The organism is Peribacillus simplex (assembly GCF_900156045.1).
In the GTDB taxonomy this organism is placed as follows: Bacteria; Bacillota; Bacilli; order Bacillales; family DSM-1321; genus Peribacillus; species Peribacillus simplex_D.
Genome location: NZ_FTMX01000001.1, coordinates 1,068,226 through 1,091,000 on the forward strand (window position 1 = coordinate 1,068,226; position 22,775 = coordinate 1,091,000).

Consider the following 22,775-nt stretch of genomic DNA (forward strand, 5'->3'; position numbering starts at 1 on the left):
TACGATGAAAATTGCCTTAATTGCCCATGATAAGAAAAAAGAAGATATCATTCGATTTGTAACAGCCTATAAAACTGTATTTGAGCAGCATGAATTATTTGCAACAGGTACGACCGGGAAACGAATCATGGAAGAAGTATCGCTGCCTGTCCATCGTTTTCATTCAGGACCTCTTGGCGGGGATCAGGAAATAGGTGCAATGATTGCACGCGGAGAAATGGACATGGTCCTATTTTTCCGCGATCCTTTGACATCACAGCCACATGAACCTGATGTATCGGCGCTTATACGACTATCAGATGTATATGAAATTCCCTTGGCGACAAATATGGGCACGGCAGAAGTGCTGATACAAGGATTGAAACATGGCTATATGGACTGGCTAAAACTACGGCAAAAACAAGGTGAGATAAATGAAAAACAAAAGTAACATAGATATCCTGGCTTTCGGCGCACATGCGGATGATGTTGAAATCGGTATGGGCGGCACAATCGCTAAATATGTGCAAAAAGGCTGGAAGGTTGTCATTTGTGATTTGACAAAGGCTGAAATGTCATCCAATGGTACCGTTCCATTGCGGCTGGAGGAAGCGCATAAGGCTGCTGAAATCCTTGGGGTGACGAGGATTTCCCTTGATCTACCCGACCGGGGACTATACATGAAAGCGGAATACATAAATCAAATCATTGCGGTCATTCGCCAGTATAAACCTGCCCTTGTATTTGCACCATTTTTGGAAGACCGCCATCCCGATCATGGTAACTGTGCCAAATTAGTGGAGGAAGCAGTTTTTTCGGCAGGAGTAAGAAAGTATATGGAAGAAGAAAATCTGGATTCTCATCGCGTCCAAAATATGTACTATTATATGATCAATGGGTTTCACAAACCGGACTTCGTCGTGGACATCACTTCTACAATGTCGAAAAAGCTGGATAGCCTTAGGGCATATGGCAGCCAATTCGAAAAGAGTCAAATATCTGTGGAAACACCGCTAGTTAATGGTTATATCGAGACTGTAGAGGCACGGGAGCGGATGTTCGGTAAAGAAGTGGGTGTCGCCTATGCGGAGGGATTCATGACAAAAAAACCGTTACTGATCGATGCCGACTTGTTAGGAGAAAAATAAGCTTATGAAATTAAAAATTGGAATTACCTGTTACCCAACAGTTGGGGGTTCTGGTGTCGTAGCAACTGAATTAGGTAAGATGCTTGCAGAAAAAGGACATGAAATACATTTCATTTCTTCAAGCCTCCCTTTTCGCTTGAATAAGATGTACTGTAATATTTTTTATCACCAGGTTGAAGTGAACTCGTATTCAGTCTTTCAATATCCACCATATGACCTGGCTCTTGCTAGCAAGATAGCGGATGTCGTAAAACGGGAGAAATTAGATATCCTTCACGTTCATTATGCAATTCCACATGCTGTTTGTGCGATCCTTGCAAAGCAAATGTCAGGTAATGAAGTAAAGATCGTAACCACACTGCATGGTACGGACATAACCGTATTAGGCCATGATCCCTCATTGACCAATTTGATAAAATTCGGGATAGAGCAATCAGATGTCGTTACAGGAGTATCTAATTCCCTTGTTCAACAAACGCACGAATTAATCGCGCCGGAAAAAGAAATCAAAACCGTCTATAATTTTATTGATGAAAGGGATTACCATAAATCCAATTCCGATTACCTTAAGGATGAATACGGAATCAGTGAAGATGAAAAAGTGATCATACATGTTTCGAATTTCCGTTCGGTCAAGCGAGTGAAAGACGTCATCCAGGCGTTTTATTTAACTCAAAAGAAAATGCCTGCAAAGCTTTTACTTGTAGGAGACGGGCCGGAAGTGACAACCGTATTGAAATTGGCTAAAGATCTTGGAATCGATGATTCGGTCTTGTTTCTTGGTAAGCAGGATAACCTTGCCGAATTATATTCAATCAGTGATTTGATATTCCTGTTATCGGAAAAAGAGAGTTTCGGACTTGTGCTGCTCGAGGCAATGGCATGTGGAGTTCCTTGTATCGGGACGAATATCGGGGGAATTCCTGAAGTCATCGTTGATGGGAAGACTGGTTATATTTGTGAATTGGGAGATGTCAATATGGTTGCTGAAAAAGCGGTTGGACTTTTAAGCGACCCGCTTTTACATAAACGCTTTTCTGAAGCTGCGTTGAAAAGGGCGAATACAGATTTTCATTCCGATACGATTATGTCAGAGTATGAAGCCATCTACATTCAAGCACTTGAAGGTAAATCCATGGAATAGGGAGGGTATGCTGATGGATCGGTTATTCTTAAAATCAGTACCCATTCTGGAAGTGATTGAAGAAGCAGGATACGAGGCTTATTTCGTTGGCGGCTCTGTAAGGGATTTTATCCTTGGCCGGCCCATAAACGATGTGGACATCGCCACTTCCGCGACACCCCAGGAAATCAAAAGGATTTTTCCTAATACGGCTGATATCGGAATCGACCACGGAACAGTGCTTGCCATTACGGATACGGGTACATACGAAATTACGACGTTTAGAACGGAAAGCGGGTATTCGGACTTTCGCAGACCCGATTCTGTACAATTTGTCCGTTCTTTGACAGAGGATTTGCAAAGAAGAGATTTTACGATGAATGCAATGGCAATGGATAAGACCGGAAAGATCATCGATCCATTTAATGGTAAGTGTGATTTGGCAGAAAAAAGGATTATCACGGTTGGCAACCCGCATGAAAGGTTTCATGAGGATGCATTGAGAATGATGCGTGCTTTAAGGTTCGTCAGCCAACTTGATTTTGATCTGGATCCAGAAACCTTTGATTCACTTAAAGAGAACGCCCAGATCATCAGTGAAATTGCTGTCGAAAGAATCCTGGTTGAATTTGAGAAGCTAGTGGCCGGCTCCAATAAGATAAGGGCTTTCTCACTCTTGCTGGAAAGCGGATTATATCAATACCTGCCTCAATTCTCCAGTAAAAAAGATCATTTGATGGACTTACTGAACCTGCCGCTTCATCAGCTAAAAGCGGCAGAAATATGGTCTATAATCATGGTTAACACAAAGGATCAGGACCTGGAAAAGGCTTTGAGGGAATGGAAGCTGCCATTGAAAACGATAAGAAGCGTTCAACGTACGATACAGCTAGTGAAGGAAGAACCGTCAGCCATCGATGTATTTCGGGCAGGTCATGGTGTAACTGTACAAGCTGCTAAAGTCAAGGCGGCACTGAGTGGCGGTAATGTATCGGATGCGGAGGAGAATGCACATCAGCGTTACAATGAACTTATTATAAAACAAATGTCGGACCTTGCCGTTACGGGGACGGATTTATTGAATTGGCATCAAGAAAGGCCAGGTCCATGGGTCAAAGAATACTTGGAAAAAATATTGAAAGCTGTCTTGGATGAAGAATTACGAAATGATAAAGAAGAAATTAAGAGGTGGCTGGTGAAATGCAATCTGAGTTAAGAACAAAACTGATGGAAGCCCTCTCAAAAGCGGATGGTGCGTTCATATCCGGTCAGGAAATTGCTGAATACATTGGCTGTTCGCGCACAGCCGTCTGGAAGCATATAGAAGACCTGCGCAGTGAAGGGTATAATGTAGAAGCCGTCAGGAAAAAAGGCTACCGGATCATATCAGCGCCGGAAAAAGTGTCAGAGAGCGAAATACAACTTGGCTTGGAAACAAAAACGATCGGCAAGATGATACACTATCAGGAAACTGTAGAATCCACTCAAAAAATTGCTCATCAACTAGCGAATGAAGGCGTACAGGAGGGAACCCTCGTCGTTGCCGAGGAGCAGTTATCCGGAAAAGGAAGGCTAATGAGATCTTGGCATTCCCCGAAATTCAGCGGCATATGGATGAGTCTGATCCTAAGGCCGAAAATCCCGATTCATGAGGCTCCGCAACTTACATTATTGGCCGCGGTCGCCGTTGCCCAGGCTATAGAGGATACCACTGATTTGAAGCCACAAATAAAGTGGCCGAATGATATATTGGTGAATCGCAAGAAAGTGGTGGGCATCCTGACGGAGATGCAGGCGGAGTCAGATAGAATCCATTCTGTCATTGTCGGAATTGGAATGAATATCAATCAGCAATTGGAGGATTTTCCTGAAGAACTGCAGGAAAAGGCGTCTTCCCTCCTCATAGAAAGTGGAGGGGCGGTTTCAAGGTCCAAGGTCATTCAACGAGCATTGTTCCGTCTCGAAAACTTGTATGAACTCTACTTAGATCAAGGCTTCATGCCAATAAAGGATTTATGGGAGAGTTATGCGATCAGTCTTGGCCAGGTTATCAAAGCCAGTACCGTTAATGACACGATTGTCGGAAAAGCATTGGGCATAACGGATTCAGGCGTTTTACTTCTTGAAGACGAAAAAGGAACCGTACACTCGATATATTCTGCAGATATTGAAATTCAGTAGATTTTGTCAAATTCGTGAAAATTAAATAGAAATTTTTAATTAGGCTTGATATAATGCAAGTGGGCAGTATCTAATGTGAACTGCACCCCCATGAATACCAAATTATTTGAAAATCTGCCTTGATCCAGAGAACTGGACGGGGACGGAGGGATGAAACTTCTGATGAAACAAAGATTGACTAAAAGATAAGTCTGTGTCGATATTTGGCTTTTTAAGCCATTTTTCGTAGCGAAACAGATCCTTTTTAGTCAGTCTTTTTTTTGCGCATGAATGTATAGACACCAGTTTTCGCTGATGTTTTCATCTCCTCCATCAAAAGGAGGAAACGTAATGAAATTGTCCGGAGATTTTTTGAAAATGAAACAAAATCAAGAGAAGATTGTCATGCTGACGGCTTATGATTACCCGTCTGCAAAGTTAGCCGAACAATCAGGTGTAGACATGATCTTAGTCGGGGATTCCTTAGGAATGGTCGTATTGGGATATGAATCAACGATTCCAGTTACGGTGAATGACATGATCCATCATACAAAGGCGGTAAAACGCGGGGCACCAGATACATTTGTCGTGACGGACATGCCCTTTATGAGCTATCACCTATCTATGGATGAAACGCTCAAGAATGCAGCCCGAATCATGCAGGAAGGTCAAGCGGATGCCGTGAAGCTTGAGGGAGCGGATGATGTTGTTGAAAAAATATCAGCTTTGACCAAGGCGGGCATCCCGGTCGTAGCCCATCTTGGCCTGACTCCTCAATCAGTCGGCGTTCTGGGCGGATATAAAGTGCAAGGTAAAGATGCCGAAAGTGCCGCACAGCTCTTGGAAGATGCGAGAAAGTGTGAAGCGGCAGGGGCGATGGCAGTAGTATTTGAATGTGTTCCACATCAAGTGGGGGAACTCGTCACACGGAACCTCGAAATTCCAACCATTGGAATTGGGGCAGGCGCAGAAACGGATGGTCAAGTCCTCGTTTACCATGATGTCATCAAGTATGGGGTAGACCGGCTAGCGAAATTCGTAAAAGTTTATGGAGATGCAAATGAACTGATTGGTCAATCGATTACAAGCTTTGTGAATGAAGTGAAATCTAAAGATTTTCCTTCGGAAGAACATACTTTTACGATGAAAGAAGAGCAGCTTTCTGAACTTTATGGAGGGAAAAGATGAAAACTTTTACATCGGCTGCTGATTTGCAACTGGCACTTAGAGAGGAAAAAAACAATAATAAAAGCATTGGCTATGTAGCGACAATGGGGTTTTTACATGAGGGGCATGCAACGCTTTTGGAAAAGGCCCGCAAAGAAAATGATATTGTGGTATTGAGTATTTTTGTGAATCCGATGCAATTTGGACCTAATGAGGATTTTGAAACATATCCGCGGGATTTGGAACGGGATGAAAATGTCGCAGCAAATGGCGGAGTGGATTATCTTTTCTATCCAACAGTCCACGAAATGTACGGTGAAGAACCATCTGTGAAGGTTGTTGTCCAAAGCAGGACGGATGTTTTATGCGGGAGACAAAGACCTGGACACTTTGATGGTGTAGCGACGGTCTTAACGAAATTCTTCAATATCATCCTTCCTGATAGAGCTTACTTTGGTAAGAAGGATGCCCAGCAAGTCGCCGTGATAGATGGTCTGATTAAAGACTTTAATTTTCCTATCCAGCTTGTTGCTGTAGATACCGTTCGCGAAGAAGATGGGTTAGCGAAGAGCTCGCGAAATGTTAACTTATCAGATCAAGAACGCATGGAGGCCAAAGAGCTGTACCAAAGTTTATTAAAAGCCAAAGAGGCGGTTGAATCAGGTGAAAGAAATGCAGGAACCGTCACAGACTTAGTAAGGGAACATATTGCTGACCACACAAGTGGAGTGATCGACTATATTGAAATCTATCAATATCCGGAACTTAAACCACTCGAATCGCTGGCAGGAAACGTCATCATTGCAATAGCTGTAAAGTTCAAGCATGCAAGATTAATTGATAATATCACCTTATATGTGGAATAATTCATGAAAATCAGGGGGGATTTAGATGTTTCGAACGATGATGAATGGGAAAATTCACCGTGCACGGGTAACTGAAGCTAATTTGAATTATGTAGGCAGCATAACGATTGATGAAGACATAATTGATGCGGTCGGTATTCTGCCTAACGAAAAAGTCGCCATCGTGAATAATAATAATGGTGCACGACTTGAAACGTATGTGATTGCGGGTGAACGGGGTAGCGGTGTAGTGTGTTTGAATGGAGCGGCAGCTAGACTGGTGCAGCCGGATGATATCGTGATAATCATTTCTTATGTAATGGTTTCAGAGGATAAACTGGGAGAGCACAAACCAAAAGTTGCGATCATGGATGAAAACAACAAAATCATTGATTTGATTTCAAACGAACCTGCAGCTACAATCATGTAAGCGGGGGGCTGGCACATGTGCATGAATCATGCATACAGGTGCCGGCCCTTTTTGTCTTTCGATGAACGGCTTGTTTCCTTTATTACGATTATTATGGTATAAAAAAGATAAGAGAATTCCATCAGGAAGTGGAGAAAGCGAAGTTTGAGGTGTACAATTCATGATGCAACGATATGTAGTGGTTGATTTGGAAACAACAGGGAATTCTCCGAAAAAAGGAGATAGGATTATACAATTTGCTGGCGTGGTCATCGAAAATGACCAAATTGTGGATGAATACTCGACATTCATCCACCCCGGACAGGAAATTTCCTTGTTTATTGAAGAATTGACCGGAATAAGCAACGAGACGGTAAAAAATGCACCTGACTTTGAAGATGTTGCAGAAAATATTGCCCGGCTTATAGAAGGGGCTTGTTTTGTTGCCCATAATGTTTTATTTGATTTATCTTTTTTACAGGAAGAACTAGTACGATGCGGGTTTGAGCCGTTTTATGGTTCCACCCTTGATACAGTAGAGTTAGCGAAAATATTAAAACCAACATCTGATGGATATAAGCTGCACCAGCTGGCTAAAGAAGAAAACCTGGATCATTCCAGGCCCCATCAAGCGGATAGTGATGCATATGCCACCGCTTTATTATTGTTGGAATTGAAAAAAAAGCTGTTGAACCTTCCAGTCATGACACTTAAACAGTTATATCGATTATCTTATTCCTTACAAAGTGAGGTTTCCGAATTAATAGATGCTTGCATTGCAAGCAAACTTGCTAAAGCAGAAGTCCATTCGCCTGATCTTATTACGTATAGGGGCCTTGCATTTAAAAAGGCCGAAGACGAAGGTGATCATAAAGACACGGAGTCGAAATTTCCGCTCGATGATGAGGAAAAAATAGCCCTGCTACAAAGTGCATTCCCTGCCTTTGAAGCAAGAAGCGGGCAACTTGATATGATGAACATGATTCACCATTCATTCGAATCCAGCCAGGATGCAATCATTGAAGCTGGGACAGGTATTGGAAAATCCATAGGCTATCTGCTTCCGGCTGTTTATTTTGCAAAAAAACATCATAAACCTGTCGTCGTTTCGACGTATACGCTTCAGCTACAGGATCAACTTCTTCAAAACGAGGTTCCTAAGCTTAAGAAAATCCTTCCGTTTACCTTTCAAGCTGTTTTACTAAAGGGGAGAAGTAATTATTTGAGCTTGGCAAAGTTCGAAAGGGCATTGCGTGAAAAGGAAGATAATTATGAAACGGCATTAACGAAAATGCAGATATTGGTTTGGCTCACTGAAACGGTAACAGGCGATAAAGATGAATTGAATCTCACAAGCGGCGGACAGCTATTCTGGAATAGGCTTCAAAGTGATGGTCTTACATACGCCGGTTTAAAACAGCCCTGGCTTGAATTGGATTTTTTTGAACGGGCAAAAAGAACAGCTGCCAAGGCGGATATCATCATTACTAACCATTCGTTTTTAATGACGGATCTGCTTACAGAAGACGCCTTGATTCCAAAAAAAGGGTATTTGATTCTCGATGAAGCACACCACTTGGAACAGGCTGCATCTAAACAGCTTGGGAGCAGGCTTAATTACATTTCGGTGAAGACGGTTTTGAACAGACTAGGGACATCAGATCAAAAGCAATTATTATATAAATTGGACAGGATGCTCTTAAATAATGGACTGACTGATGGGAAGTCCATGCATGAATTAGATCAAAAGCTTAGTGATTTTTCGTATGAATTCGAACAGCTTTTTTATTATATCTCCAATCAGGCGGAAAAACTTTCACGTTCCATGAGTCCGAAACGGCTTTCATTCAAAATAGATGATGGAAGATGGGGTAAAGCGATTCTGGTCGCTGAGCGATTGGTGGATTTATTAGGGTTCATCATCACGGAGTTAGAGAAAAGATTGTCTCTTTTATTGAATAATGAGTCCCCCTTAGGAAAAAAATCATTATTTCACTTGAATGATATCGAGGTGCTGCTTGGACATTTACAGGATACCAGGGACTCCTTGCATGAATTTTTCATCAAGCCGCATGAAGAAAATATTTATTGGCTCGATTATACGAATGCAGCACCCCAGCATGGGGTGACTTTGACGGTTCAGCCGATTGCAGGAAGCAAACGGCTTTGGGATTCCTATTTCGGGCGCCAAAAGAGTGTGGTCATGACATCGGCAACCCTCGTGGTGAAGGATTCTTTTAAGTATTTTAAAGAACAACTCGGTTTAGAGAATGAGCCAATGCAGACAGCAAGTGTACCTTCACCCTTTCCTTATAAGGAACTCGTAAAGGTACTGGTTCCAAATGATCTGCCAGATATCAATTGCTTATCGGTGGAGGAATTCTCCGAAACAGCGGCAAATCATATTATTGCTGCCGCTCAGGCAGCGAAAGGGAGAATGATGGTATTATTCACCTCGCATGAAATGCTGAGGGCAACCTATCATTCCATCAAAGACAGTGGCGTACTGGATGAGTTCACGCTGTTTGCCCAAGGGATTTCTGGCGGAAGCCGGATGAGGCTGCTCAGGAATTTCCAAAACTTCGAGAAAGCCGTCCTGTTTGGGACAACCAGCCTATGGGAAGGCGTCGATATCCCCGGTGAGGATTTATCTTGTTTAATCATTGTCAGGCTACCTTTTTCGCCACCGGATGAACCAGTGACAGCTGCAAAATGCCAACTTCTCGAGAAGCAAGGGCGCAATCCTTTCTCTGCGTATTCTTTACCTGAAGCCCTGCTAAGGTTCCGGCAAGGTTTCGGCAGGCTTATACGCACTCCCGAAGATAAGGGGATTTTGGTGATTCTTGATCGCCGCATCATCACTGCTAAATATGGATCTGAATTTCAAAAAGCCATTCCGGAAGTGGATTGGCACCAAGCCTCAATAAAAGAAATGGCTGAAATGATAGAAGAGTGGATTTAAAGAATCTTTAAATCATTCTTAATCTAAAATGAATTTTTAAGAAATTATAAAGAAAAATATTCTTTGAGCTGGTATAATGTGATAGGTGGTAAAGCCTTCAAATCCTATTCATACCAGTGGTTGTTGACAAATTATTAAAATGGAGGGGCGTTTTCATGGAAAGTAAAATCGAAGTAATTTCAACAGTCAGGTTGCAACATTCTCCTGATCTGTATAAAATTGTGGATTCTTTGAACCGAACATTGAAAAAAGATGACTTAATGTTCGGCCTGGCACTGGATTCCCAAGATCAAGAAAAAGCGATATTTACAATTTATCGTACATAGAAAGAAGGAAAAGCAGTTTTGAAAAAATGGTTGATTATTGCTTCTATCCTGGTCCTATGTTTTATCGGATTTGTCAGCGGGGCATATATTAAAGCGTTGCAGCCTAAAAAAGAGGCTGGTAATGAGGCTTTTAAAAAGTCAAAGGAAGAGGGCGGCCTTGTGACAATGGAAGAATTTTACCTTTATAATGGGCAGGATTCATACTCCGTAATCATTGGTAAGGGAGAAAAAGGGACTAAAAAAATAGTCTGGCTTCCTGAGGACAAGAAGAAAGAAATCGTAGTGGAAAACTATAAAGATGGTAAGTCAAAAAAAGAGATCTTAAACATTGTCAAAGAAAAGCTTAATCCCCAAAAAATCATATCGGTTAAGCTAGGCATGGAAAAGAACGTTCCCCTTTGGGAAGTAACGTATCTTGATGAATCCGAGCGTTTTAACTATGACTATTATGATTTTAAAACTGGGGAATGGCTGAAGTATTATCGAAGCATTTAGAATGGAGGATTAATTTAAAATGAAATTAGCGAACCGCGTTCAATCATTGACGCCATCAACAACATTGGCCATCACGGCAAAAGCAAAGGAACTTAAGGCACAAGGTCTAGATATAATTGGTTTGGGTGCTGGTGAACCAGACTATAATACGCCCAAACATATCATAGATGCAGCACTTCTTTCCATGAATGAAGGTCAAACTAAATACACGCCATCCGCTGGTCTGCCGAAGCTAAAAGAAGCAATTGCGGCTAAATTGAAGCGTGATCAAGGCTTGGAATACAAACCGTCTGAAATTGTAGTTGGCTCTGGTGCAAAGCACGCGCTTTACACATTGTTTCAAGCTATCCTGGATGAAGAAGATGAAGTCATCGTTCCGATACCATATTGGGTGAGCTATCCTGAGCAAATCAAGCTTGCTGACGGTAAGCCGGTTTATGTGGTCGGTACGGAAGAAAATCAATACAAAATCACTAAAGAACAATTAGAACAAGCAATTACCGAAAAAACGAAAGCGGTTATCATCAACTCTCCAAGCAATCCAACGGGAATGCTTTATTCCAGGGAAGAATTGGCGGCTCTCGGGGAAGTTTGCCTGGCCCATGACATCTTGATCGTTTCCGACGAAATTTACGAAAAATTGGTTTATGGAAATGCTAAACATACATCCATTGCAGAGATTTCACCTGAATTGAAAAAGCAAACGATCATCATCAATGGTGTTTCTAAATCACATTCGATGACTGGCTGGAGAATTGGTTATGCAGTCGGTGATGAGTCCATCATTAAAGCAATGACGAACCTTGCAAGCCATAGCACATCCAATCCTACCACAACTGCTCAATATGGTGCGATTGCCGCTTATGAAGGTACACAGGAGCCTGTTGAAGAAATGCGTCAGTCATTTGAAGGCCGTTTGAATAAGATATATGATAAATTGGTTGAAATTCCAGGGATCAGCTGCATTAAACCACAAGGGGCATTTTATTTATTCCCAAATGTTAAACGTGCAGCTGAATTAACAGGGTACAGCAATGTCGAAGAATTTACGACTGCATTGCTGGAAGAAGCTCAAGTGGCTGTTATTCCAGGTTCAGGGTTTGGTGCACCTGATAACATCAGGCTCTCTTATGCAACTTCATTGGAGCTGCTGGAAGCAGCAGTTGAAAGAATACATTCATTCGTTAAATCAAAAATGGCATAATTTTTTAATAACCTGCAGACTACCTGGCTACATCAGGGTCTGCAGGTTTTTTCAATTGTATTTTGATATGGTACTTCGGGAAGAAGACATGAAAAGCGTTTTAGCACACTTCACTATGGCAAAGGAAAAGGTCATCATTTATGGTCAAACAAGCTTGGAAAGAAAAGTGAAAATCATATATGATTTTTAATAAAAATCGATTGCAATCATATATGATTTCATATATGATGAAAATATGGAAGAGAAAAACAAAAACCCCAGCAAAAAGCAAATAGCTTATGAGCACCTTCGTGAATTAATTTTGGATGGAACATATGGTTCTGGACAGCGGATCATTATCGATCAAACGGCAAAAGAACTTAATTTAAGTCCGATTCCTGTCAGGGAAGCGATCAGACAACTGGAATCTGACGGTCTTATTCAATATAAGCCTTATAGTGGAGCGGTGGTTACAAGCATTAATGAGAGCGAATACATTGAAACTCTTTCTGTTTTATCTTTGCTTGAAGGATATGCAGCCGCCCTCAGTTCTTTAACGATGAATGATCATGATTTTGAAAATCTAATTAATTTAAACAAAGAAATGGAAAAAGCCCTCCATAACTTTGAATTAGAGCTGTTTGGAAAGTTAAACGAATGTTTCCATGCAGAAATTTATGAAAAGTGCGGAAACTCCTTTTTAAAAGAGGAAATTAAACAGGCGCAACAAAGAATGAATAGAGTCAGAAAGTCCATGTTCACCATGGTGCCGCAACGCGCAGTCCAATCGATACGCGAACACGAAAGCATCATAAAGCTTCTAAAGGAAAAAGCATCTTTTGAAGAAATTGAATCATTGGTGAGAAAGCATAAACTGAATGCCATCAGCACATTCAAGCAGAGGGCGGAAACTAATCACGAACAGGCACTTTGATGACCCAGGCTTTGTTTTATAATAGTCGATCGATTATTCATAAAAGCAAAGCCGTTTTTTTCACTTTAATTATTCCGAATATTCAAATAATGAAAAGGTGGTAAAAAAAATGTACGAGGAAATCAAAAGTCGTTTAAGAGGATCCATCGCTCCCGTCATCACTCCGTTTGATGACAAGATGGAAGTTGATGTAAAGGCAATTGAAAATCTAGTAAACTGGCACATTGAAAGCGGTTCCCATGGAATCTCGGTATGCGGGACTACCGGCGAGCCGAGTTCACTAACGATTGAGGAACGGGAATTAGTGATGGAAACGGCAATTAAAGCAGCAAAAGCCCGAGTTCCAGTTGCACCAGGTACTGGATCTGCCAATCAGAAAGAAACGTTGCATTTGACAAAAAGGGCACAGGAAATGGGCGCGGATGCTGCTTTAGTCATCGTTCCTTATTACAATAGACCAAATCAACAGGCACTTTACAATCATTTTAAAACGGTAGCCGATTCTGTTGATATCCCGCTTATCGTTTATAACATTCCTGGAAGAACGGCGACGAATTTAGAAGTGAAGACATTGGCACGTCTAGCTGAAGATTGTGAAAATATTATTGGTGTAAAGGAATCTAATAAAGATTTCGAACATGTGAACCGTGTCTTATTGAATTGCGGAAGGGATTTTCTCTTATATTCGGGCATCGAATTATTATGCTATCCAATGTTGGCTATTGGAGGGGCAGGACATATAAGTGCTACTGCAAATATCACTCCAAAAGAAGTCGCGGAAATTTATAACCTTTGGGTGGAGGGTGATGTGGATAAGGCACTTGACCTCCATTACAAATTAATGCCATTGAATGATGTTTTGTTTAAAGAAACCAATCCAGGACCATTAAAAGCTGCGATGGGGATGATGGGGAAAATCAATCCTGCATTAAGGCCGCCTATGGGACCGCCTTCGGAACCATTGGAAAAAGAACTGCGTGAAACCCTTCAATCATATGGGTTGATTGACCAAATAATCCAGTCATAATTGCCAGATTGGGAAGATTGCACAAATCTAATCGATTATTGCCATCTTCCCGAATTAATTTATAAAGGAGGATCTATCATGCAAACTTTTCCCGTACAAGATGTCAAGCATTACATCAATGGTCAATTTGTCGATGGTATCTCAGGAAAAACATTTGAAAATCTAAGCCCTTTTAATAATCAAGCAATCAATAATGTGGCAGAAGGGTTTAAAGAGGATATTGAACAAGCGGTAGCTGCCGCAAGAGCTGCATTCGATAATGGCCCATGGAGAACGATGAAAGTGGAAGAAAGATTGAAGTACATTAATAGAATTGCTGATTTAATTGAAGAAAATGCAGAAGAAATTTCCTTTTTGGAATCACTTGATACAGGTTTGCCGATTAGCCAGACAAAAAAACAGGCGGCAAGGGGAGCGGAGAACTTCCGTTTTTATTCTGAGATGGTGAAAAGCAGGCTAATAGGAGAGTCGTATCAAGTGGATGACACTTTCATCAATTATACGATTCATAAACCGATAGGAGTCGCAGGATTAATCACTCCTTGGAATGCACCATTCATGTTAGAAACCTGGAAGATCGCCCCGGCTTTGGCTACAGGTAATACATGTGTCCTTAAACCGGCGGAGTGGTCCCCGCTGACTGCCAATAAATTGGCACAAATCATTGACCAATCAGGCCTGCCGAAAGGTGTATTCAATATCGTTCACGGTTTTGGGGAAACAGCAGGGGCGTCCTTGGTTGCCCATCCTGAAGTCCAATTGATATCCTTTACCGGAGAAACGACGACTGGCGCTGAAATCATAAAAAATGGTGCGGATACAATGAAACGTTTTTCGATGGAACTCGGAGGTAAATCGCCAGCGGTCATTTTTGAAGATGCGGATCTAGAAAAAGCCCTGGATTCAGTGGTATGGGGAATCTACTCATTCAATGGGGAGCGCTGCACAGCCAATTCCAGATTATTTGTCCATGAATCGATAATAGACCCGTTCGTTGCAGAATTGAAGGAACGTGTTCATAATATCAAAATTGGAAACCCAATGGACCCAGAAACGGAAATCGGACCGCTGATCCATCGTAACCATTATAATAATGTTTCCCGTTATCTGGATATAGCAAAAGATGAGGGTGCGGAAATTGTAAGCGGTGCCATACCGAGTGCGTTCAAGGAAGGGAATTATATTGCACCGACGCTTCTCTTGAACTGTACAAATGAGATGACGGTAGCACAGGAAGAGATTTTTGGACCAGTCATGGCAGTCATTCCTTTCAAGACTGAAGAGGAAGTACTGAGAATGGCTAACGATGTAAAGTATGGGCTCGCTGCTTATGTATGGACCAATGATATGAAACGTGGACATAGGTTTGCACAAGCTGTCGATAGCGGGATGGTCTGGGTGAATTCCCAAAACGTCAGGGATTTGCGGATACCATTTGGAGGATCGAAATATAGTGGGGTAGGACGTGAAGGTGGCCATTATAGCTTTGAATTCTATACGGAAACACAAGTTATCCACGTTGCAATTGGTGAACATCACATTCCAAAATTTGGTGACGTAAAACAAAATGCCGTTTCTTCTGCTGAAAAATAATCCGTGTTTCATTAAAGAAGGGGAGAATACTATGAATTTTTCTATTATTCGTGTTGCGAGAACGATACTTAATGTAACAGATTTAGATAAATCAAGAGCCTTTTATGTGGATGCTTTAGGTTTCATTGAAACGGAAAGAACGAATGATCACATCTATTTACGTGGTTTAGAGGAAGCGCACCATCACTCGCTTATCTTGCAAAAGGCAGAAAAGCCAAGCGTTGAAGCAATAGGATACAAGGTTGAAAAAGAGGAAGACCTTGAAGAATTGGAAACTTTCTTCCTGTCCAAGGGAATGAAAATGAAGTGGATGCAGGAAGGAACACAGCATGCACTGGGCAAGTCGCTGCGAGTTCAGGATATTTCGGGATTGCCACTGGAGTTTTTCAGCAAAATGGATAAAGCCGAGAGATTGCTTCAACGATTCGATATGCATAGGGGGTCAAGGGTCCAAAGAATCGATCATGTGAATTGTTGTGTACCAAATGTGCAAAAAGCCCATGATTTTTATGTGAAAGAATTAGGTTTTGCCTGCTCGGAAGACACAGTGGATGAATCCGGAAAATTATGGGCAACGTGGCTACATAGAAAGCAAACGGTCCATGACCAGGCATTCATGAACGGAATTGGTCCAAGACTCCATCATGTAGGCTTCTTTCTGCCTGACCCTCTTGCACTTATCCATGCCTGTGATGTACTGGCATCACTGGGATATGCCGAGTCCATCGAACGCGGACCAGGAAGGCACGGCCTATCCAATGCATTCTTCTTATATTTAAGAGATCCGGACGGTCACAGGATTGAATTATACAATGGGGATTACTTGACAGCTGACCCGGATACCGACCCGATTCATTGGGATTTGAATGATCCAAGACGCCAGACATTCTGGGGAGCCAAAGCTCCGGATTCATGGTTTGATGAGGCATCTGCTGTACTTGATATAATATCAGGTGAAGAAGTTCTTCTAAAAGAACCGATTCTGGCAAAAAGCAAGCCTGAATTCATCATCTAAAAAGAAGCGGGATTTAGGGTGAAGGATCGAAAGTTTCGGCAAAACATACATTGACTCGCATGGTCATTTGGATAGGACGCTAGTGCATATAAACCTGTTCCAAGACCAATTGTCACCATTTAAGGGAACGGAACTGGTGAATGGTTGATGGAAACTGCTGGATTAAGGAAGGTCCGTTTACTGAGTTTATAATGTAACCTTTCAAGAAGCATAGGAAGGAAGATGGATTTGGATATCATTCATGTTCAGCACCCACTTTCCAGTATATATACAGCAGTAGCAGAACCGTGTGTGCTGGCTCTTGGATTTTTCGACGGGGTTCATCTTGGCCATCAAGAATTGATAAATCTAGCCAAAAGGATTGCCATAAAGCAAGATTTAAAGTTGGCAGTCATGACATTTTTTCCGCATCCAAAGCAAATCATAGGAAACGCTCAACCCCAAACATATATTACTCCTTTAGAGCAAAAAGCAAAAATCATGCAGGATTTAGGTGTAGAAACCTTGATAGTCGTGAACTTCGATTCCGCATTTGCCCATCTTTCACCTACTGGTTTTATCGAGGATTATCTATGTGGATTTAAATGCAAACATGCCGTGGCTGGATTCGATTTCCGTTATGGGCATAAAGGGGAAGGGAATATGGAAACGCTGAAAATCGAAGGTAAGCGATTTTTTGAAGTGACGGAAATGAAGAAATTTGAAATTGAGCATGAAAAAGTAAGTTCCACTAAGCTTAGGGGCTTGATTGCAGAAGGTCGGTTCGCAGATATCCCGTCATTCCTTGGCACATACTTTGAAAGTCAAGGGACAATCAATTCCAAGGAAAATCAACACGTCACCGTCACATTATCGGAAGCATTCCTGAAACCCCCGCCAGGCGTTTATTTAATCGAGATACAGAACGAAGGAAATGTTTATGAGGGAATTGCCTATCAAACAATGGACGGATCATTTCATGAGAGTTGGCACTTACATTTCAATGATTCTCTTCCCTTGGAAGGAAAGAAGATTCATATCAAATGGAAAAGTGAAAGTATAATGAAGTCGAAACAGATGACCGATATGCGAGCCAAGTCTATTACGATAGTGCAAGCCTTCTAAAAAGATATGGTCTGGGATAGGGCAGCAGTGGGAACTTACTGCTGCCCTACCTGTAAGCGTCACGGTTAGAAAAAAGGAGTACGGAAACTTAGGGAATGGCTTTAGACCCTCTTTGTGCAGATGAGTTTGTTTGGATTTCGTGATGGACGGGGGATATGTGCCATTGAAGAAAGCGGCCGACCTTGGAGAGGCTCAATACTACTAATACCGTCCTTGCAAAAATAAATACCAGAAGAGGTGTTAAGAGATGGTTCGACTGGAAAAAAACCTTGAAGAATCGGAACAAACTAAACTAGTGGATTATGAAAAAATTGTTGCCTCCAAAGAGTTTCAGAATATGCTTTCCGATAAAAAGAAATTTGTCATCCCTTTCACGATTTTCTTTATGGGATATTCCCTGCTTTTACCCTTCTTAGTTTTTTACACAGATATCCTGGATTACCCTTTCATTGGAGACATAACCTGGGCGTGGGTGTACGGTGTCTCCATTACGGTTATGTCTGTTTGGGTTTGCAGCATATATGTAAGGAAATCAGAAAGAATCGATGAACAAATAAAAGAAATCATCGAGAAAGAAGGGCTTTGAATCATGAATTGGACAGTTATTATTCTCTTTTCGCTAATGTCGATAGGTACCCTTTTCATCACGTATTTCGCTTCAAAAAAAACTAAAACGGCAGGCTCTTTTTATACGGCCGGGGGAGGGTTGACCGCTAGGCAAAATGGACTTGCATTGGCCGGGGATTTTATGTCGGCTTCCACGTTTTTAGGGTTGATTGGAGCATTTTCCTTAACGGGGTATGATGGATTTTTCCTGATGTATGGAGCACTTGTGTCATTTCTTGTCGTGTTATTCTTAGTGGCTGAACCTTTAAGGAACTTGGGGAAATACACATTGGCTGATATGGTGACTACAAGGTTTAAATATAAACAGGTCCGGGGAGTGACCGCATTTAATACCCTGGTGATATCAGTCATGTACATGCTCGGGCAACTTGTTGCGGCAGGTGCATTATTTAAATTGCTTTTAGACATCCCGTATAATATTTCTGTCATCATCGTAGGTTTTGTCATGTTGGTATTTGTTCTATTTGGGGGGATGACGGCGACGAGCTGGGTTCAGATCATTAAAGCCATCCTGCTGATAGGCGGAGTGTTTATATTATTCATGATCGTCATGTGGAAATTGAATTTTAGCTTCATCGGAATTTTCACTGATATGAAATCGGCGACACCCATGGGTGCAGATTACCTGAAAGCAGGTATTAAATATGCCAGTGGATGGGATGCAGCATCCTTATCACTGGGCCTTATTCTGGGAACGGCAGGTCTACCTCACATTTTAATCCGTTTTTTGACTGTCCCGAATGCACGAGTGGCTAGAAAGTCGGTTGTTTGGGTGATGTGGATTATGGGTGCCTTTCATATCATGGTCATTTTTCTCGGATTCGGTGCTGCAAAGTTGGTTGGAACATCGAATATCATGGCCGCTAATCCAGCGGGTAACATGGCTGCACCTTTATTGGCCCAACTTGTGGGCGGGGACATCTTATTCGCATTTATTGCGGCCGTTTCCTTTGCAACGATACTCGCAGTTGTTGCGGGAATCGTTTTAACAGGTGCTACGGCATTTTCACATGATTTTTATAATGAAATATTAAAAGATGGAAAGGCAACGGAAAAACAGCAAATGACGATGGCTAGATGGGCTTCCGTCGGTGTGACTGCACTTGCGATCGTTTTATCATTAGGTCTTCAGGAATTCAATGTAGCGTTTCTGGCATCGATTGCCTTTACACTGGCGGCTAGTTCGAATTTGCCGGTAATCCTTCTTACGATCTATTGGAAAAAATTCAATAAAACCGGAGCGATAGTCGGTATAATGACAGGTCTTATTGGTACGCTTTTGCTCGTGGCTCTAAGTCCAAATGTCTGGAGCCCGGTCCCCGGAGCCACCATTATGACAGGTGACCCGATTTTCCCTTTGAATTCACCAGGAATCGTTTCCATTCCGCTTGGGTTCCTCGCATGCTACTTAGGTGCCCTGTTCGGTAACCGCAGGACAGGATTGAAAACGGTTACAAAAGACGATTATAATGAAATCCTCGTTAAGTCCAACACCGGTCATGATGTTAAGGGTGTTTTGCGACATTGAATGATGTAAAATCATACCTATAAACAAAACGCAGGTCATCGCACTTATGAATGGATCTGATAAAGCAGCCATCTAATGATAGGTTGCTTTTTTCTTTTCATTGGATAAAGAAATTCAAACAAACACTAAAGATTATTGAGGTACAGATGCACTAATATCAAGGATAACTGGCCATTCATTCAGAAAATGTTTCGAGAAATTTGACGGCGCCTTTGGAAAGATAGCGTTCTTCGAGCCAAATAAGGGCGGCTTCCGATCGTACTTCACAATCTATCAATTCGACTATTTTAATACCCTGGGTCGAAAACGATTTGGATGTGGTTCGTGGCATGATGGTAGCGCCTATTCCTTCCTTCACCAAAGATAAAATCATTGCAGCATCAGGACATTCACATACAATCGTAGGTTCAAATCCATGTCTGAAGCATTCATCCACTATAAGTTCATAAGTACCCTGTCCGCTTACCCTATGCAGCAATAAGAGGGGGTATTCCTTAATCTGTTTAAATTCGATGGAGTCTGGGATATCCCAATCTTTTGGGGTGACAAGCACAAAATCTTCCGGCGGAAGGTTAATCGATGAGAATTGCTTACCGTTAATAGGAAGCCGTACAATGGCCAACTCGATTTCCCTGTTTATTAAGCCTTCTGTCAAACGGAACGTATCACCTTCCATTAACTTGAAGCGTATGTCAGGGTATTTTACTCTAAAGGCCCTCATCCTTTGCGGAATGTAAGAAAAGCAAGTTTTTACTGACCCTATGGAAAGAGTGCCCTTTACCCCTTTACTGACTTCCTTCACTTCCAGTAGTGATTCTTCAAACTGGTTTAATAGAGCTTCGGCTTTATTATATAGGACCTTGCCAGTTTCAGTGAGTTCAAGTTTCTTACCATTCCGATCGAAAAGTTTTTCACCGATTTCCATTTCCATTAATTTAAGTTGCTGGCTAAGGGGCGGTTGAGCCATATGTAATTTTTTTGCGGCTTTGGTTACTTGTTCTTCCTGAACGATAGTAACAAAATACTTTAACTGCCGGATGTCCATTATATACACCTCATACATATGATTTACATATACATATTGAATTTTTTAAGTATTATATATATATCATAACACATGGTATATTTTGTTATAAGAATTAATTAAATTTTCGAAATTCATTTATTTGTAAGCGCTTCATCTACACTGAAACTAAAGGGGGATGTAAGAATGCCAGCTAAAACAGGTAAAGAATATATCGATAGGGTTGACAAAGCAAAGGCGAATGTATGGATCAATGGAGAGCAAGTAAAAGATAAGATCAGTCAACACCCAGCTTTTAAAGGGGTCATGAAATCACAGGCCGAATTATATGATTTGCAGCATGATTCCGCGAAAACTGACATCATGACTTATATTTCACCAACTTCAAACGAAAGAGTAGGGACCTCATTCATGCAGCCGCGGACTAAGGAAGACCTTGAAAAAAGGAGGAATATGATTCAAGAATGGGCAAGACATAATAATGGTATGATGGGACGTTCCCCTGATTATATCAACAGTGGGATGATGGCGTACGGCACTGCAGCTGATATGTTCGGCACTCAGGATTCGGCATTTGCTAAAAATATGAAAGATTATTATGAGCTCTGCAGGGAAAAGGATTTGTCGTTGACACATACCCTGATTCAACCCCAGGTTAATAGGGGAGTTAGTGCCGCAAAGCTTCCGGACCCTTACATCGCTGCACGGATTGCTGGCAAGAATTCAGAAGGGCTGATTATAAAGGGAGCCAGATTATTAGCTACACAAGGAGGAATAACGGATGAAATCATGGTTTTCCCTTCAACATTGCTTAAACAATCGGAAGAAGAAAATCCTTATGCATTCGCATTCTCCATACCAAATAATACACCAGGGTTGAAATTCATTTGTCGTGAATCATTCGACTATGGCAAATCACATTTTGACCATCCACTTGGTTCACGATTTGAGGAAATGGATACGATTATCGTTTTTGATGATGTAGTCGTGCCTTGGAATCGGGTATTTGCATATGGGGATGTCGGCATTTGCAACCAGGCTTATAATGAAAGCAATGCAGTTGTTCATATGACCCATCAGGTGGTAGCGAAGAATATCGCCAAAACCGAGTTCATTCTGGGGATTTTGCAACTAATGGTGGAAACCATCAATATCGGGCAATACCAGCATGTTCAGGAGAAAATTTCGGAAGTCATCATAGCGCTTGAAACGGTAAAGGCTTTCATTACAGCTTCGGAGGCAAATGCGAAAGTGGATAAGTGGGGAATGATGACACCCGATTTCACACCGTTAAACATAGCCCGAAATTATTATCCGAAGATTTACCCTAGATTCAGTGAAATAATGCAGCTTCTTGGAGCTAGTGGCTTAATGGCGATACCAAATGAAGCCGATTTCAATTCGGAGCTTCGACCGGATTTGGATAAATATCTTCAGGCCGCGAATGGTGGAGCCCATGACAGGGTTAAATTGTATCGTCTCGCATGGGATGTATGCATGAGTTCATTCGGATCCAGGCAAACGCTGTACGAAAGATTCTTTTTTGGAGATCCGGTCCGTATGGCGAGCGCTTTATATAACGGCTATGATAAACAGGAATATGTGGACCGTGTCAAGGAGTTCTTGAACCGTACTGAAAACCTTGCAGAAATCAACTGATCCCGGTAGCATTGGCAAAACATTTTATTTTAAAGGCCTTCCCGATGATAAGGAAGGCCTTTAAATATGAAATCTTGTTCATTTATTATATCGATCATGGATATTATTCTTCTTATATGTTCCAAAATCACTGAATTCCGTAAGTTCCATGGAGAGGGCAAGATATCTTTTTGAAAAGAGGGAAGCCAAATGGGATTCCATCGTTTCGAAAAGTTGGTCACATACTTTGGTTTTATCACTGTCTTTGCGTCCAGCTCCAATTTTTAGTATGGCATGAACAAAGGCATCATCCTCTGTACCATCGGCAACACGATAATGCTTCAATTCAATGGCCCGGGATCGAATGCCGCCAATTGGAAAGATGGAAGGATAGGAAATCAATACATCATTCACCTTCCTTAATAAGCCGTCAATCTGGATTTCATCTTTAATATTATCCGTATATTCAATAATGATATGAGGCATGT

The 22,775-nt window shown here is 41.7% G+C and carries 22 protein-coding genes; 20 read left to right on the plus strand and 2 right to left on the minus strand.

The window, feature by feature from the left end:
- Positions 1-4: 4 nt before the first annotated feature.
- The 19 genes from BW986_RS05140 to BW986_RS05230 all read left to right on the plus strand — a co-directional run bounded on the left by BW986_RS05140 (position 5) and on the right by BW986_RS05230 (position 19,625).
- The gene (locus BW986_RS05140) at positions 5-430 is read left to right on the plus strand and encodes a methylglyoxal synthase (protein WP_076365680.1); all 426 of its coding nucleotides are present in this window, start codon (positions 5-7) and stop codon (positions 428-430) included.
- A complete protein-coding gene (gene bshB1 / locus BW986_RS05145; protein WP_076365682.1) occupies positions 414-1,127 on the plus strand; it encodes a bacillithiol biosynthesis deacetylase BshB1 in 714 nt (237 codons plus the stop codon). The genes BW986_RS05140 and bshB1 overlap by 17 nt, the downstream gene beginning before the upstream one ends.
- Positions 1,128-1,131: 4 nt before the next feature.
- Positions 1,132-2,271: an N-acetyl-alpha-D-glucosaminyl L-malate synthase BshA gene (bshA, locus tag BW986_RS05150; RefSeq protein WP_076365684.1), complete on the plus strand. Its 1,140-nt coding sequence runs from the start codon at positions 1,132-1,134 to the stop codon at positions 2,269-2,271.
- A gap of 13 nt (positions 2,272-2,284) precedes the next feature.
- Entirely contained in the window at positions 2,285-3,466 is a 1,182-nt protein-coding gene (locus tag BW986_RS05155; protein WP_076365686.1) for a CCA tRNA nucleotidyltransferase, read from the plus strand.
- The gene (locus tag BW986_RS05160; RefSeq protein WP_076365688.1) at positions 3,451-4,431 is read left to right on the plus strand and encodes a biotin--[acetyl-CoA-carboxylase] ligase; all 981 of its coding nucleotides are present in this window, start codon (positions 3,451-3,453) and stop codon (positions 4,429-4,431) included. Before BW986_RS05155 ends, BW986_RS05160 begins: the two co-directional genes overlap by 16 nt.
- Before the next feature lie 330 nt (positions 4,432-4,761).
- On the plus strand, positions 4,762-5,598 hold the full coding sequence (panB, locus tag BW986_RS05165) for a 3-methyl-2-oxobutanoate hydroxymethyltransferase (RefSeq protein WP_076365690.1): 837 nt from the start codon (positions 4,762-4,764) through the stop codon (positions 5,596-5,598).
- On the plus strand, positions 5,595-6,443 hold the full coding sequence (panC, locus tag BW986_RS05170) for a pantoate--beta-alanine ligase (RefSeq protein WP_076365692.1): 849 nt from the start codon (positions 5,595-5,597) through the stop codon (positions 6,441-6,443). The genes panB and panC overlap by 4 nt, the downstream gene beginning before the upstream one ends.
- A 25-nt stretch (positions 6,444-6,468) precedes the next feature.
- On the plus strand, positions 6,469-6,852 hold the full coding sequence (gene panD, locus BW986_RS05175; RefSeq protein WP_076365694.1) for an aspartate 1-decarboxylase: 384 nt from the start codon (positions 6,469-6,471) through the stop codon (positions 6,850-6,852).
- A gap of 160 nt (positions 6,853-7,012) precedes the next feature.
- Positions 7,013-9,793: an ATP-dependent DNA helicase DinG gene (gene dinG, locus BW986_RS05180; RefSeq protein ID WP_076365696.1), complete on the plus strand. Its 2,781-nt coding sequence runs from the start codon at positions 7,013-7,015 to the stop codon at positions 9,791-9,793.
- Between the two features lie 155 nt (positions 9,794-9,948).
- Positions 9,949-10,119 carry a YpmA family protein gene (locus BW986_RS05185; protein WP_065310840.1) on the plus strand — a complete coding sequence of 57 codons (171 nt, stop codon included), beginning with the start codon at positions 9,949-9,951 and terminating at the stop codon, positions 10,117-10,119.
- An 18-nt stretch (positions 10,120-10,137) separates the two neighbouring features.
- Entirely contained in the window at positions 10,138-10,614 is a 477-nt protein-coding gene (locus BW986_RS05190; protein WP_076365698.1) for a cell wall elongation regulator TseB-like domain-containing protein, read from the plus strand.
- A gap of 19 nt (positions 10,615-10,633) precedes the next feature.
- A complete protein-coding gene (locus tag BW986_RS05195; RefSeq protein ID WP_076365700.1) occupies positions 10,634-11,818 on the plus strand; it encodes a pyridoxal phosphate-dependent aminotransferase in 1,185 nt (394 codons plus the stop codon).
- 235 nt (positions 11,819-12,053) lie between these two features.
- Entirely contained in the window at positions 12,054-12,731 is a 678-nt protein-coding gene (locus tag BW986_RS05200; RefSeq protein ID WP_076365702.1) for a GntR family transcriptional regulator, read from the plus strand.
- 109 nt (positions 12,732-12,840) lie between these two features.
- On the plus strand, positions 12,841-13,758 hold the full coding sequence (gene hpaI / locus BW986_RS05205) for a 2,4-dihydroxyhept-2-ene-1,7-dioic acid aldolase (RefSeq protein WP_076365704.1): 918 nt from the start codon (positions 12,841-12,843) through the stop codon (positions 13,756-13,758).
- Between the two features lie 78 nt (positions 13,759-13,836).
- Positions 13,837-15,351, plus strand: a complete 1,515-nt coding sequence (gene hpaE, locus BW986_RS05210) for a 5-carboxymethyl-2-hydroxymuconate semialdehyde dehydrogenase (RefSeq protein WP_076365706.1) — start codon at positions 13,837-13,839, stop codon at positions 15,349-15,351.
- 31 nt (positions 15,352-15,382) lie between these two features.
- Positions 15,383-16,366, plus strand: a complete 984-nt coding sequence (hpaD, locus tag BW986_RS05215) for a 3,4-dihydroxyphenylacetate 2,3-dioxygenase (protein WP_076365708.1) — start codon at positions 15,383-15,385, stop codon at positions 16,364-16,366.
- 228 nt (positions 16,367-16,594) lie between these two features.
- Positions 16,595-17,470 carry an FAD synthetase family protein gene (locus BW986_RS05220; RefSeq protein WP_179086002.1) on the plus strand — a complete coding sequence of 292 codons (876 nt, stop codon included), beginning with the start codon at positions 16,595-16,597 and terminating at the stop codon, positions 17,468-17,470.
- A gap of 247 nt (positions 17,471-17,717) precedes the next feature.
- Positions 17,718-18,056 carry a DUF485 domain-containing protein gene (locus tag BW986_RS05225; protein ID WP_076365712.1) on the plus strand — a complete coding sequence of 113 codons (339 nt, stop codon included), beginning with the start codon at positions 17,718-17,720 and terminating at the stop codon, positions 18,054-18,056.
- A 3-nt stretch (positions 18,057-18,059) separates the two neighbouring features.
- Positions 18,060-19,625, plus strand: a complete 1,566-nt coding sequence (locus tag BW986_RS05230; RefSeq protein WP_076365714.1) for a solute symporter family protein — start codon at positions 18,060-18,062, stop codon at positions 19,623-19,625.
- 175 nt (positions 19,626-19,800) lie between these two features.
- On the opposite strand, the gene BW986_RS05235 is transcribed toward BW986_RS05230, so the two are convergent.
- Positions 19,801-20,670: a LysR family transcriptional regulator gene (locus tag BW986_RS05235; RefSeq protein WP_179086003.1), complete on the minus strand. Its 870-nt coding sequence runs from the start codon at positions 20,668-20,670 to the stop codon at positions 19,801-19,803.
- A gap of 165 nt (positions 20,671-20,835) precedes the next feature.
- Between BW986_RS05235 and hpaB the strand changes: the two genes are divergently transcribed.
- A complete protein-coding gene (hpaB, locus tag BW986_RS05240) occupies positions 20,836-22,308 on the plus strand; it encodes a 4-hydroxyphenylacetate 3-monooxygenase, oxygenase component (RefSeq protein ID WP_076365716.1) in 1,473 nt (490 codons plus the stop codon).
- Between the two features lie 78 nt (positions 22,309-22,386).
- Here hpaB and BW986_RS05245 read toward each other — a convergent pair whose 3' ends face one another.
- Positions 22,387-22,773 carry a 5-carboxymethyl-2-hydroxymuconate Delta-isomerase gene (locus tag BW986_RS05245; RefSeq protein ID WP_076365718.1) on the minus strand — a complete coding sequence of 129 codons (387 nt, stop codon included), beginning with the start codon at positions 22,771-22,773 and terminating at the stop codon, positions 22,387-22,389.
- Positions 22,774-22,775: the final 2 nt, after the last annotated feature.